This window comes from Mesorhizobium sp. B1-1-8 (assembly GCF_006442795.2).
GTDB lineage: Bacteria > Pseudomonadota > Alphaproteobacteria > Rhizobiales > Rhizobiaceae > Mesorhizobium.
The window spans coordinates 5,080,892-5,094,312 of the sequence record NZ_CP083956.1 but is presented as its reverse complement, the minus strand read 5'-3'; the positions used below and the strand labels follow the sequence as shown (position 1 = coordinate 5,094,312).

Here is a 13,421-nt window from a genome sequence, read left to right as displayed (position 1 = left end):
GCTTGGGCATCACCTTTCGCAAGGAAACGTTTCGCGACGACTATACGTTCAGGAATAGCCCGGATCACATCAGGCGCTTTCCGTTTCCGTTCAACGAAGACAGCTACATGTACGCCGTCAACATCGAGCCGCATGTCGTCGGCCCGAAAGGCAGCGTGCTGGAGAACCTGATCGACGTCGACGAACACTATGTCGCCGAGATGCAGGACCGCGCTTTGGTGCTGGCCGAGGATCCGCTGCGCTGTCAGTCGCTGCCGCACATGACGCTGGCTGGCTGGGACCTGCTCGAGCTTCTGATGGAGCAGCAGGCGCTCGGCTATCCCGAGCATTTCACGCTGACCCGCGACGGCGACCGCTGGCGCTGGATCAACCGGCCGCTCGGCATCGACGACACCTTCACCTTCGGAGACACCTCGACGCTGCCTTACGGGCCGATGGAATACATCACCCGCCAGAGCCAGGGCGATTTCTGCATCCTCGACCAGCGCGACGGCAATCTGTGGATGGATGCCGGCATGGTCACCACCCAGGCCGACTGGTCGCTCGATTTCGACATCGGCATGAACTTCTTCGAGTGGCACGCGCCGGTGCCGCTGGCGCACGAGAAAGGCATTTTCATTCGTGCGCTGAAGTTCCTCACCAACATCCAGCAGGGTAAGCCGGCAAGACGCCTCAACTGGACGATGACCATCAACCCGCGCCTGGACACCAGCCCCGAGAACTATCACAAATGGGGTCCGGACCGCGCCACCGTAACACCCGAGAATGTCGGCCAGAAGGTGCATCTGCGCGTCGAGCTGCAGAGCTTCTGGCGCCTGCCGCGCTCGAACGGCATCGTCTTTCCGATCCGCTGCTATCTGATCAAGATGGATGAGCTGGTCACGCAGCCGAAATGGGCGCGTCGCCTGCACCGCGTCATCCGCGACCTGCCGGAAGAGCTCGCCACCTATAAGGGCCTGACACGATATAGGCCGACGCTGATCGAATGGCTGTCGAAGCTCGACGACGGCAGCCCGACGAGCCCGGGGTTCGGGCCGGATTAGCGCGACTCCCCCTCATCCGGCCGCTTCGCGGCCACCTTCTCCCCGCGGGGGAGAAGGGGCTGGCGTCTCCTCTCCCCTCGGGGAGAGGTCGGATTGCCCCGAATTGCCCTTCGCAATTCGGCCTTGGCAATCCGGGTGAGGGGGCCTTCGTCGAGCGCCTCACCCTGCGCTTTTCTGCGGATAGCAGATAATCGACAGATAGCGCATCGGCAGCTTTGTCAGCTCTTCCGGTCCGTGCGGCGCGTCGGCATCGAAGAACAGGCTGTCGCCCGGCTTCATCGGGTAGAGGTTGCTGCCATGCCGGTACACGACCTCGCCCTCCAGCATATAGAGGAACTCCATGCCTTCGTGCTGGAAGGTCGGGAACACATCCGAATCCTCGGTCAGCGTGATCAGGTAAGGCTCGACGATGACCCCGCTGGTGTTGGAACCGATATGGCCGAGCAGATTGTATTGGTGCCCGGCGCGCGTGCCGCGCCGCTCGACGTCGAGCCCTTCGCCGGCCTTGACGAAGACGGCGCTGCGTTCCTCCTCGAAACGGCGGAAGAAGGCGGTGACGGGAACGCCAAGCGCTCTGGACAGCGCCTGCAGCGTCGTCAGCGACGGCGAGGTGATGCCGTTCTCGATTTTCGACAGCATGCCGAGCGAAATGTCGGTGGCGGCGGCGAGGTCGGCGACGGTGATGCCGAGCTTCTTGCGGAACGCCCGCACTTCGCGGCCGATCGCCACTTCCAGCACTTTTTCGCGCGTGTCGCGAATGGCGTGCGGGTCTTGAGTCAGCGGCGTGCGGATCGTTCGTCCGTTCGGACCAATGCCCTTCGGCGATGGCCTGGTTTTAACCGCGACGGGATCCGCGCCAGGCTTGGGGCCGGAAGTTTTTTTCGTCATGTCGCCACCCCGGGGATCCGCGAATTTTTTTCACTCTCGGTGAACATATTCGTTGCCGATACAGAAGCGCAACTGTCTCAACAAGTCTTCCATGGCGGATCGGCTTGTTTTTGAGAGACCGGCCCCCAATCGCTTTCCCTGAAAATTGATTCTGCGCAACGCTGTTTCGCCGCAAGGCAGTTGACAGCACAGGAGCGCCAATTACTGTCACTGTCAGTGAAATTTGTTTCGCTGGGGAAATCAAAAAGGAGGCCCGCAATGAAAACTCGTGTTGCCGTCATCGGAGCCGGACCGTCCGGTCTGGCGCAGCTGCGGGCATTCAAGTCGGCTGCCGACAAGGGCGCCGAGATTCCGGAGATCGTCTGCTTCGAAAAACAGTCCGACTGGGGCGGCCTGTGGAACTACACCTGGCGCACCGGCCTCGACGAGCATGGCGACCCGGTGCACGGCTCGATGTACCGCTACCTCTGGTCGAACGGGCCGAAGGAATGCCTCGAATTCGCCGACTACACATTTGAGGAACATTTCGGCCGGCCGATCGGCTCATACCCGCCGCGCGCCGTGCTGTGGGACTACATCAAGGGCCGGGTCGAGAAATCGGGCCTGCGCGAATGGGTTCGCTTCAACAGCCCGGTGCGCATGGTCACCTATTCGGATGAGAGCAAGAAGTTCACCGTCACCGCGCATGACCGCAGCAACGACGTCACCTATTCGGAAGAGTTCGACAATGTCGTCGTCGCCTCGGGTCATTTCTCGGTGCCCAACGTGCCTTATTTCGAAGGCTTCCCGACCTTCAACGGCCGCATCCTGCACAGCCACGACTTCCGCGACGCGATGGAATTCAAGGGTAAGGACATATTGATCATCGGCCGTTCTTACTCCGCCGAGGACATCGGCTCGCAGTGCTATAAATACGGCGCCAAATCGATCACCTCCAGCTACCGCTCGAAGCCGATGGGCTTCAAATGGCCGGAGAACTGGAAAGAGGTGCCGCTGCTGCAGAAGGTCGTCGGCAAGACCGCGCATTTCAAGGACGGCAGCACCAAAGATGTCGACGCGATCATCCTGTGCACCGGCTATCTGCATTCCTTCCCCTTCCTCACCGACGACCTCAAGCTGAAGACCGCCAACCGCATGTGGCCGCTCGACCTTTATGAGGGCGTCGTCTGGGAGAAGAATCCGAAACTGTTCTACATCGGCATGCAGGACCAGTTCTACACCTTCAACATGTTCGACGCGCAGGCCTGGTACGCGCGCGACGTCATCATGGGCCGCATCAAGCTGCCCTCCGCCGCGGCGATGGCCGAGCACAGCGCGAAATGGCGGGCACGCGAGGAGACGCTGGAAGACGCCGAGCAGATGATCTGGTTCCAGGGCGACTACACCAAGGAGCTGATGGACCAGACCGACTATCCCGGCTTTGACGTCGAGGCGGTGAACCGGACCTTCATGGAGTGGGAGCACCACAAGATGGAGAACATCATGGGCTTCCGCGACAACGCCTACCGCTCACTGATGACCGGCACCATGGCGCCGCTGCACCATACGCCCTGGCTGCAGGCGCTCGACGATTCCATGGAGAGCTATCTCGAGATGAAAGGCGTGGCGGCCGAGTAGCGATCGGCCGCTAACCCAATCTTGCCCGAGCCTTCGCCGTCCAGGCATTGAACAGCCGGTCGGCGACGATGCCGATGAAGGCTATCGCCAGCCCCGCGACGATGCCGCGGCCGGAATCGGCCTTGGACAACGCGATGAACACTTCCTGGCCGAGGTCGCGCGTGCCGACCATGGCACAGATGATGATCATCGCCAGCGCCATCAGGATCGTCTGGTTGACGCCGAGCATGATTTCGGGAAGCGCCAGCGGCATCTGCACGCGAAAGAAGGTCTGGCGCGGCGTGCAGCCCGACACCTTGGCCGCCTCGATCAGCGCCGGCGGCACCTGCCTGATGCCGTGATTGGTGTAGCGGATCGCCGGCACCACGGCGAAGGCGACTGTGGCGATCATCGCCGTGACGTCGCCGACGCGGAACAGCATCACCACCGGAATGATGAAGCAGAAGGACGGCAGCACCTGCAGCGTGTCGATGATCGGCGTGACGGTCTTCTCGAAACGGTCGCTGCGCGCCGCCATCAGCCCGATCGGGATGCCGATCAGGCAAGCGATGAAGGCCGAGATGCCGCAAAGATAGACCGTCGCCATGGTCTTTTCCCAGAGGCCGGTGACGGCGCAAAAGGCGGTTAGTGCAGCAACCAGCGCGGCAAGGCGTAAGCCCCCCAACTGGTAGCCGGCCAGGCCGAGCAGGAACACCGCGCCAAGCCATGGAAAGCCCTCGCAGAAGGCACGCACCGGGTTGAGCACGTTGAGGATCAGCGCGACGCGGAAGGCTTCGATGGTGTCGAAGAAATTGATCGTCACCCAGTTCACCGCCGCCTTCCAAAGCGGCGCGGTGGTGAAGGTGATCGCCTTCGGCACCGCCGCGAAGGCCGGCACATAGAGGCTGAGCAGCGTCGCGGCGACAAGGATGGCGAGCGCCAGCGTCAGGTTGGGATAGCGCCGCCAGAATTGCAGGCTGGCCTGGCGATGGGCGCGGCCTTTCGCCTGATTCTGCGCCATTGCCTGGCTCAGCCGGTCGAGCGCGATGGCGAGCGCCACGATGGCAAGGCCCGCTTCCATCGCTTCGCCAACCTTCAGCGCGCGTAGCGCCAATAGCACGTCGTAGCCAAGGCCGCCGGCGCCGATCATCGAGGCGATGATCACCATATTGAGCGCCAGCATGATCACCTGGTTGACGCCGACCATCAGCGTCGGCCGCGCCGACGGCAGCAGCACCCGCCACAGTTTCTGTCTGGCTGTGCAGCCGGCCATCTCGCTGAACTCGCCGATCTCGGCCGGCACCCGCGCCAGCCCGAGCATGGTCGCGCGCACCATCGGCGGCGTGGCGAAGATGGCGGTGGCGATCATCGCCGACACCGGGCTGTTGCCGAACAGAAGCAGCATCGGGATCAGGTAGGCGAAGGTCGGGATCGTCTGCATCAAATCGAGGGCAGGGGAGACCACCAGCCGCTCGGCCCAGGGCTTGCGCCACGCCCAGATGCCAACCAACAGGCCGGTGACGATGCAGAACGGCACCGCGATCGAGATCAGCGCCAGCGTCAGCATGGCGCTGGTCCATTGGCCGAACAACGCGATGTAGAGAAAGCAGCCGCCGACCAGCGCGCCGAGTTTCCAGCCGCCAGCGGCGCGCCCGGCGAGGTACGCCGCCGCGCAGACGCCGACCCAGGACAGGCGCGGCAAGGTGAAGGCTTCTGTGCCATGGCCGATCTTGAAATTCTTGGCCAGAAGATTGAGCGCGAAATCGAGCGGCACGCCGAGCACTGCCGTGATCGAGCGGGTCAGCCAGGACAGGTTCACCTTTATCCAGCCCATCAACGCGCTGACCCAATCGGCGACCGGAATGACGGCATCGGCCGGATAGTTCACCGCCCAGGGCATGCGGTTCTGCATCAGGAATACGATGAGCACGACCGCAAGCGCCGCGGCCCAGACCGCCAGCCAGCGTTGAACCGGCGGCCTCGTTTGGCTGGCGCTGGCCGTTACCGTCATGCACCGGCTCGCGCGCGTTCGATGCCGGCAAGAAGCTCGATCACCGCCTGCGGCGTCACCTCGCCGATCGGCTTGCCGCTGCCGTTGACCACGGCGAAGGGCTTGCCGGCGGCGACGATGCCGGCCGAGAAGCTGGCGATCTTGGCCTCCGGCGAAACGCTGCCGCCATGGTCGGCGCCGTCGCAGGCGCGCATCAGGCTCCTTGCCGAGATCACCTTGGCGCGGTCGACGTCACGGGTGAACTCGGCAACATAGTCGGTCGCCGGCTTGACCACCAATTCCTCCGGCGTGCCGATCTGGATGATCTCGCCGTCCTTCATGATGGCGATGCGGTCGGCCAGCCTTATCGCCTCGTCGAAATCATGCGTGATGAAGACGACGGTCTTGTGCAGCATGGTCTGCAGCCGCATCAATTCGTCCTGCATCTCGCGCCGGATCAGCGGATCGAGCGCCGAGAACGGCTCGTCGAGGAACCAGATCTCCGGCTTGGTGGCGAGGCTGCGGGCGATGCCGACGCGCTGCTGCTGGCCGCCGGAAAGTTCGCGCGGATAGAAATGCTCGCGTCCGCTCAAGCCGACGAGCTCGATCACTTCCTGCGCGCGCTTCTCGCGCGTCGCCCGGTCCTGCCCCTGGATGCTGAGCGGGAAGGCGATGTTGTCGATCACGCTGAGATGCGGCAGCAGCGCGAAATTCTGGAACACCATGCCCATGCGATGGCGCCTGAGCTCGATCAGCTCGCCATCCGATATCTTGAGCAGGTCCTTGCCTTCGAATTCGACCTTGCCATGCGTCGGCTCGACCAGACGCGACATGCAGCGCACCAGTGTCGACTTGCCGGACCCTGACAGGCCCATGATGATGAAGATCTCGCCCTGGCGGATTTCGAGGTCGACCGAACGGACCGCGCCCACCAGCCCGGCCGTGGCGATCTCGGCGGCGCTGGCCTTGCCGGCGCGCTCGCGGATGAAGCCGGCGGCGTTTGCCCCGAACAGCTTCCAGACATTGCGGCAGGCAAGCTTGACAGGGGCTTCCTTGCCCGCCACGCGTGATGCCTGTTCAGTCAAATCCGTCACTCACGCGTCCTTCTGGAATGGCAAAAGCCAGAAACCCGGCCGTTCACGACCGGGTCCCGCATTTTCCAGTTGGAATGGTCACTGCGCCCAGGCTTTCCAGTCGGCCTCATGCGCGGCGATCCAGGCGGCGGCGACGTCTTCCGGCGTTTTGCCATCGAGATCGATCTCGCCGCTCATCCTGTTGAGCTCGTCAGTGTCGATCGTATAGGCCTTGGCCACCTTGTAGGCGACCGGCCACTTGTCCTTCATGCCGGACCAGGAATATTTCCAGATTTCGCCGTGCGGCTTGCCGCAGTCGTATTTGGCGTCGGGGTTCGTGCCCCATTTCGGATCGGTGTAGCACTCCGGCGTGTATTCGGGGAATTGCACCCACTCGCCCTTGTACTTGGCCGGCGCCCAGTGCGGCGAATAGATCCACAGCATGATCGGCGCCTTGCGCTGATAGGCGGAATCGAGCTCGGCGAACATCGCCGCGTCGGTGCCGGCATGGATAACGGTGAAGGGCAGTTTCAGCGCCGCGACGCGCTCGTCGTCAAAGCCTTCCCAAGTTACTGGGCCGCCGAGATAACGGCCCTTCGGTGCGGTCTCCGCCGTCGAGAACGAGGCCGCGCAGGTAGCGTCGAGCAGCGCGTGCCAGTCCGGCAAGGTCGGGCACTTTTCCTTCATATATTCGGGAAACCACCACTCTTCCTTGGCTTTCGGGCCGAGCTTGCCGAGCCGTTCGGTCTGGCCGGTGGCGTCGGAGGCTTTCATCGCTTCGCCGGCGGTGGTGTCCCAGAATTCCAGGCCGACATCGAGGTCGCCGTTGGTGAGGCCGGTGGTCAGGCTGGAGAGGTAGTCGGCGGTCGGATATTCGACCGTGTAGCCGAGTTTTTCGAGAATGCCGCCGAGGATCTTGGCGTTGAGGTTGACGCTGGTCCAGTCGAACAGCGCGATCTTGATCGGGTCGTTGGATTCCGGTGCCGCGGCCCGTGCCGTCGGTGTCAGGGCGCCTGCCGCGGCAAGTGCCAGAGCTCCCATTGAGAATTTCGAAATCACGCTGCGAAGTAACATGCCCGTTCTCCTGTCAAGCGATGTGGAAATTGTCGTTCGTTCCCGTGTTCTTTCTGTTTTTCTGATTGTGTTGGATAAGCTGGCCCATGCGCAAGGCCGTCGACATTTGCATTGTCGCGGGCAGGCGCGGGAGGTGGATGAAAACTCGAATTGGATCGTGACGGAAAGGACGCCGTCATGATTGCGGGCAGACTGCCGGCGAAGCAGTCATCCACGGATCGATCGCTGCTTGCGCAGCTCCGAAACGTCCAACCATCGAGGTGGTCCCACAATTCCCGGCCACCAGCGCGGCAAGCCAGGCGCTCACCGCAACCGTTTCATGGGATGAAATTATATATACTAAGGTTCATGCCGCGCAACGCATAAAGCCGCGTGACTTGCGCATTTTCGGACACGCTCAGGCCGCCCACCGGAGCATGCCCGCCACGCATCGCTCAAGGTGTGATCGGTCTGCTCAGGACATGATCAGGCCGCCATCGACATTGATGGTCTGGCCGGTGATGTAGGCTGCGTCGTCGCTGGCAAGGAAGCTGACCAGGCCGGAGACATCCTCGCCGCTGCCGGCGCGGCCCATCGGAATGTTCTCCACCCATTCCGCCATCAGCTCGCCGGGCTTGTAGTCGCCCAGCAGCTTGCCCCATGCGGCGTCGTTGTAGGCCCACATGTCGGTATCGATGATGCCGGGGCAGATCGCGTTCACGGTGATCTTCTCCTTGGCAACTTCCTTGGCCAGGCTCTGCGTGATGCCGATGACACCGAACTTCGATGCGGCATAGTGCGGCGTGAAGACAAAGCCCTGCCGCGCCTGGCCGGAGGCGGTGTTGATTAGCCGGCCACCTTCGCCATGCTTGCGCATCCGGGCGATCGCTTCCTGGCAGCACAGGAACACGCCCTTGGTGTTGACCGCCATCACCTTGTCCCACTCGGCTTCCGTCATCGCCTCGATCCTGGCGATGGTGATGACGCCGGCATTTTGCACTGAGATATCGACGCGGCCGAATTCCTTCTCGGCGAGGTCATAGAGTGCCGCAACCTCGTCCTTCTTGGTCACGTCCATGCGCATCGAGGCGATCCTCGCGCCAGCAGCTTTCAGGCTGGCGGCGACCTCGTCGACGCGCGGATCGATGGCGCTGACGACGACGGCAGCACCTTCCGCGGCGAAGCGTTTTGCCATGGCGGCACCGATACCGCCGCTGGCGCCGGTGACGACCGCTGTCTTTCCTTCAAAACGCTTCTGCACGTCAAGCTTCTCCTACCAACAGACGAAGCCGCCATCGACGATAAGGTCGATGCCGGTGACGAAACTTGCGGCCCGGCTCGCCAGGAACACGGTCGGGCCGACCATCTCCTCCGGCGTCGCCATGCGGCCCATCGGCGTGTCACGCTCGAAGATCTTGACCTGGTCGGCGACCTCCGGCCGCTTGTTCATCGGCGTCAGCGTGTAGCCGGGGCTCACCACATTGACGCGCAGCCCGCGGTCGGCCCACTCCATGGCAAGGCTTTTCGACATATGGATCACCGCCGCCTTCGACGAATTGTAGTGTGCTTGCGTCAGGCCCCGGTTGACGATCGAACCTGACATCGATGCGATGTTGATGATCGAGCCTTTGCGGCGGGGCAGCATGACCCGCGCCTCAGCCTGGCACGACAGGAACACGCCGCTGACGTTAACGTCGTAGATCTTCTGCCACTTTTCCATCGGCAGCGTCTCGGCGGGCTCTGCCCCGGCAACGCCGGCATTGTTGACGGCAATCGTCAGCGCGCCGAGTTCCTTTTCGATACGTTCAATTGCCGCCGCGAGATCGCTTTCGGACGTCACCGTGCCGGTCAGCACCAGCGGCTTGCGGCCGAGCGCCCTGATCTTGCCGGCCGTTTCTTCCAGCCCGCCTTTCGAGCTGTGGCCGAAGCAGGCGAGGTCGGCGCCGGCTTCCGCCAGTCCGATGGCGATCGCCTGGCCGATGCCGCTGCCGGCGCCCGTCACCAGCGCCACGTCGCCATGAAGATCGAACAGTTTCATGTCTCTCGCTCTCCCTGAAACAAAGGGCGCCAGTCCTGCTGGCGCCCCGCGCGGTCCGGTGCCTGGGAGGGTATCACCTGCTGCGCTTTGTTCCCATCCGCCGTGGCTCAGCTCGTCGCGAGCTCCATCACGGCGACATTGCTTGCTTCATCGCGATCGAGGATGCCGCGCTGGCGGCCGCGGCTCAGCACCAGCACGCGGTGCGAGAGCCCCAGCACTTCCTCCAGATCCGAGCTCACCACCACCACCGCCATGCCCGAGCGAGCGAGCTCGGCGATGACGTCGTAGATTGCCGCGCGGGCTCCAACATCGATGCCGCGCGTCGGCTCGTCGAGGATGAACACCTTGGGTGGCCGCGACACCCATTTGGCGATGATCACCTTCTGCTGGTTACCACCGGAGAGCTTTGAGACGGCCTGGTTCGGCTTGCCCTTGACGCCAAGCCTCGAGATGCCGGCCTCGGCGAACCTCTGCACGGCGTTGGGAAAAACCCAGCCCTTCGGCGCGACATGGTCGAAATTGCCGATGGCGAGGTTCTCGCCGATCGTCTGTTCCAGCACCACGCCCTGTTCCTTGCGGTCCTCCGGCACCAGCACGACGCCGGCCCTGATCGCCGCCGCCGGACCGCTGAGGTGGACCGGTTGGCCGGCGACGCGCACCGCACCGGATGAGATCGGATCGGCGCCGGCGATCGCCCGCACCAGCTCCGTGCGGCCGGCGCCGATCAGTCCGGCGATGCCGAGGATCTCGCCCGACTTCACCGAGAACGAAACGTTGTTGAAGCTGCGCTCCGGGGAGGACAGGTTCTCGACTTCGAGCACTGTCTCCGTGCCCGGCGCCGACAGCTTCGGAAACATGCGTTCGACGCTGCGGCCGACCATCTGCTCGACCACGGTGCGCACCGGGATGTCGGCGCGCTCATGCCGGGCGACGATGCGGCCGTCGCGCATTACCACCACGCGGTCGGCTATCTGCGCGATCTCGTCGAGACGGTGGCTGATATAGATGAAGGACATGCCTTCGGCCTTGAGCTTGCGGATCTGCTTGAACAGCAGTTCCGTCTCCTCGCCGCCGAGCGCTGCGGTCGGCTCGTCGAGGATCAAAAGCTCGGCATTCAGCGTCAGCGCCTTGGCGATCTCGACCTGCTGCTGGGCGGCGACGCGCAGCGTGCGCACCTTGCGCTCCGGCGAGACGTCCAGGCCGAGACGTTTCAACTGCGCCGAGGCCTTGGCGTTCATGGTCGCGCGGTCGATGCGGCCGCCGCGCATCGGCAGGCGCCCGACATAGACGTTCTCCGCCACCGACAGGTCCGGCAGCAGCTTCAATTCCTGGTGGATCATGCCGACGCCGGCCTCGATGGCCGCGGCAGGATTGGCGGGGGAATAGGGCCTCCCCCGCCAGATGATGGTGCCGGCATCGGGCTTGGTCGAGCCGGCGATGATGTTGGACACCGTAGACTTGCCGGCGCCGTTCTCGCCGAGCAGCGCCACGACCTCGCCCGGCCGCACCTCGAAGCTCGCATCGGCCAGGACCTGCACCGGTCCGTAGCTCTTGCAGAGGCCGTTGACGAAGAGCCCGTTATGCGGGCTCTCGCCAGTGTGAGGATCAAGGGACATCGTGGCGCTCTTCAGGTCTTAGCCAGCCCTCAGGGATGCTTCTCGATGAACTGAGCGACATTGTCCTTGGTCGTCAGCGTCGCGTCCTGCAACTGGTTGGCGGGCAGCTTCTCGCCGGCCACGAGCTTGATCGCCGAGTCGACGGCGAGCCGGCCCATGCCCTGCGTCTGCTGTGTCGCGGTCACATCGAACACGCCGTCCTTCAGCGCCTTCAGCGCCGCCACGTCGCCATCGAAACCGGCGATCCAGATCTTGTGATCGGGGTTGGCGACCTTGACCGCCTGTGCTGCGCCCAGCGCCAGCGCGTCGGCTTGGCCGAAGATGATCGAGACATTGGGATGGGCCTGCAGCAGGTCCTGGGCCAGCTTGAAGCCCTCGTCCTGGTGCCATTGGTCGCTCCAGAGCTCGCCGACCACCTTGATGTCCGGATAGGCTTTCAGCGCCTCGCCGCAGCCCTTGGAGCGGTCGACCTCAGGGGTCGTGCCTTTTTGGCCATGAATGATCACCATCTCGCCCTTGCCGCCGGCCTGCTTGGCGATGTAGTCGCACACGCCCTTGGCCGAGTTGACGCTGTCGGTGGCGATGAAAGTGTCGCCGGGCGCGCCGTCGGCATTGCGGTCGACATTGACCACCGGAATGTCGGCGGCCTTCGCGGTCTTGGTTGGAACGGTGGCGGCGGTGGCGCCGGCCGGAATGTAGATCAGCGCGTCGATATTCTGCGTGACGAGGTCCTGTACCTGGCTGACCTGCGTTGCCGAGTCGCCCTTGGCGTCGACGGTGATGATTTCGATGCCCTTCTCCTTGGCATAAGCTTCGACCGACTGCTTGATCTGGTTGAAGAAATCCGCCTGCAGATTGGCGACGGCGAGCCCGAGCTTTTTGGCGTCCTTGGCCGAGGCGGCATCGGACAGGCCGAGCAGTGGGACGATGGCCGCGGCAGCAAGCAGCAGTGAACGTTTGGTCAGCATGTTTTTCCTCCGTTGGTGTTCAATTCCGTCCAGCCTGCGCATCGCGGCGCCCCCGGCCGGACAGTCCCAGTCTCGGATCGACCGATCCGTTTCGCCCGGACATCCGGGCGAATCCCTATTGCCTGCGGCGTCGCCAGGTGTCGGTGGCAACCGCGAGCGCGATCACCACGCCGATCACCACCTGCTGGATGAAGGGCGAGACGCCGAGCAGGTTGAGCCCGTTGCGCAGCACGCCGATGATGAGCACGCCGATCGCCGTGCCGCCGATCGACCCGATGCCGCCCGAAAGGCTGGCGCCGCCGATCACCACCGCCGCGATCGTGTCGAGCTCGTAGCCGACGCCCGAGCTCGGCTGCACGGAATCGAGCCGGGCGGCGAGCACGATGCCGGCCAGCCCCGCCAGCAGGGCGCAGATCGCGTAGACCCAGTTGGTCAGCGACTTCACCGGGATGCCGGAAAGGCGGGCGACCTCGGCGCTGCCGCCGATGGCATAGAGGCTGCGGCCGGTGGCTCGATAGTTGAGGAAGATGGCGAAGACGATCGCCAGCACGATCATCAGCCCGACGGTGACCGAAAGGAAACCGAAATGGCGCACAATCGACAGGTTGGTAAACCAGTCGGGAAAGCCAACGATCTGCGAGCCGTCGGTGATCATATTCGCGAGGCCGCGCGCCACCGACATCATGGCAAGTGTCGCGATGAAGGGCGGCAGCTTAGTCACCGTCACCAGCAGCCCTGAGACCAGACCGCAGAGCGCGGCGACCACGAGCGCCGCGGCGATGCCTACCGGCACGCCGAGATTGAGATAGTCGGGGTAGGCGACATAGCCCATTACCATCGAGGCCAGCGCCAGCACCGAGCCGACCGAAAGGTCGATACCACCGATCAGGATGACCAGCGTCATGCCGATCGCCATGATGCCAAGCACGGTCACCTGGTCGAGCACGTTGAGAATGTTGCGGACCGTCAGGAAGGTATCGGTGGTCAGAGCCAGCGCCAGGCACAAAAGCGCCAGCCCGATCAGCGGTCCCATCGTTCCGGCAAACAGGGCCGAAAGCCTTGCACCCGACGCGGCCTGCGCGGCGCCGGTGCCGGCTTTCAACTCGCTCGTCTCATTGCTCACGGCCACTTCGTCTCCTCCGTCAGCGGGCCGGCG

At 63.7% G+C, this 13,421-nt stretch carries 11 protein-coding genes; 2 read left to right on the top strand and 9 right to left on the bottom strand.

Going from position 1 to position 13,421, the window contains the following annotated elements; translation table 11 throughout:
* Positions 1-2: 2 nt before the first annotated feature.
* Entirely contained in the window at positions 3-1,043 is a 1,041-nt protein-coding gene (locus FJ974_RS25045) for a heme-dependent oxidative N-demethylase family protein (RefSeq protein ID WP_140533185.1), read from the top strand.
* Between the two features lie 159 nt (positions 1,044-1,202).
* Here the strand turns inward: FJ974_RS25045 and FJ974_RS25040 are convergent, their stop codons facing one another.
* A complete protein-coding gene (locus FJ974_RS25040) occupies positions 1,203-1,931 on the bottom strand; it encodes a helix-turn-helix domain-containing protein (protein WP_140533186.1) in 729 nt (242 codons plus the stop codon).
* 258 nt (positions 1,932-2,189) lie between these two features.
* Between FJ974_RS25040 and FJ974_RS25035 the strand changes: the two genes are divergently transcribed.
* Entirely contained in the window at positions 2,190-3,548 is a 1,359-nt protein-coding gene (locus FJ974_RS25035) for an NAD(P)-binding domain-containing protein (protein WP_140533187.1), read from the top strand.
* Between the two features lie 10 nt (positions 3,549-3,558).
* Here the strand turns inward: FJ974_RS25035 and FJ974_RS25030 are convergent, their stop codons facing one another.
* The 8 genes from FJ974_RS25030 to FJ974_RS24995 form a co-directional block, all read right to left on the bottom strand.
* Positions 3,559-5,538 (bottom strand): ABC transporter permease, encoded by a 1,980-nt coding sequence (locus tag FJ974_RS25030; protein ID WP_140533188.1) that lies wholly within the window; start codon positions 5,536-5,538, stop codon positions 3,559-3,561.
* On the bottom strand, positions 5,535-6,611 hold the full coding sequence (locus FJ974_RS25025; protein WP_140533189.1) for a quaternary amine ABC transporter ATP-binding protein: 1,077 nt from the start codon (positions 6,609-6,611) through the stop codon (positions 5,535-5,537). The genes FJ974_RS25030 and FJ974_RS25025 overlap by 4 nt, the downstream gene beginning before the upstream one ends.
* Positions 6,612-6,689: 78 nt before the next feature.
* Positions 6,690-7,664, bottom strand: coding sequence for an ABC transporter substrate-binding protein (locus FJ974_RS25020; protein WP_140533190.1), 975 nt, complete (start codon positions 7,662-7,664; stop codon positions 6,690-6,692).
* Between the two features lie 454 nt (positions 7,665-8,118).
* Entirely contained in the window at positions 8,119-8,904 is a 786-nt protein-coding gene (locus tag FJ974_RS25015) for a glucose 1-dehydrogenase (protein WP_140533191.1), read from the bottom strand.
* A 12-nt stretch (positions 8,905-8,916) separates the two neighbouring features.
* A complete protein-coding gene (locus FJ974_RS25010; protein ID WP_140533192.1) occupies positions 8,917-9,681 on the bottom strand; it encodes an SDR family oxidoreductase in 765 nt (254 codons plus the stop codon).
* Positions 9,682-9,788: 107 nt separating this feature from the next.
* Positions 9,789-11,297 (bottom strand): sugar ABC transporter ATP-binding protein, encoded by a 1,509-nt coding sequence (locus FJ974_RS25005; RefSeq protein ID WP_140533193.1) that lies wholly within the window; start codon positions 11,295-11,297, stop codon positions 9,789-9,791.
* Between the two features lie 29 nt (positions 11,298-11,326).
* Positions 11,327-12,265, bottom strand: coding sequence for a sugar ABC transporter substrate-binding protein (locus FJ974_RS25000; RefSeq protein WP_140533194.1), 939 nt, complete (start codon positions 12,263-12,265; stop codon positions 11,327-11,329).
* A 115-nt stretch (positions 12,266-12,380) separates the two neighbouring features.
* Positions 12,381-13,367: an ABC transporter permease gene (locus FJ974_RS24995; protein WP_210240701.1), complete on the bottom strand. Its 987-nt coding sequence runs from the start codon at positions 13,365-13,367 to the stop codon at positions 12,381-12,383.
* Positions 13,368-13,421 lie beyond the last annotated feature (54 nt).

Excerpts from the sequence above, each read along its gene's own strand:
- FJ974_RS25040 (WP_140533186.1), bottom strand. The coding sequence starts at position 1,931 with ATGACGAAAAAAACTTCCGGCCCCAAGCCTGGCGCGGATCCCGTCGCG.
- FJ974_RS25035 (WP_140533187.1), top strand. The coding sequence starts at position 2,190 with ATGAAAACTCGTGTTGCCGTCATCGGAGCCGGACCGTCCGGTCTGGCG.
- FJ974_RS25030 (WP_140533188.1), bottom strand. The coding sequence starts at position 5,538 with ATGACGGTAACGGCCAGCGCCAGCCAAACGAGGCCGCCGGTTCAACGC.
- FJ974_RS25020 (WP_140533190.1), bottom strand. The coding sequence starts at position 7,664 with ATGTTACTTCGCAGCGTGATTTCGAAATTCTCAATGGGAGCTCTGGCA.
- FJ974_RS25010 (WP_140533192.1), bottom strand. The coding sequence starts at position 9,681 with ATGAAACTGTTCGATCTTCATGGCGACGTGGCGCTGGTGACGGGCGCC.
- FJ974_RS25005 (WP_140533193.1), bottom strand. The coding sequence starts at position 11,297 with ATGTCCCTTGATCCTCACACTGGCGAGAGCCCGCATAACGGGCTCTTC.
- FJ974_RS25000 (WP_140533194.1), bottom strand. The coding sequence starts at position 12,265 with ATGCTGACCAAACGTTCACTGCTGCTTGCTGCCGCGGCCATCGTCCCA.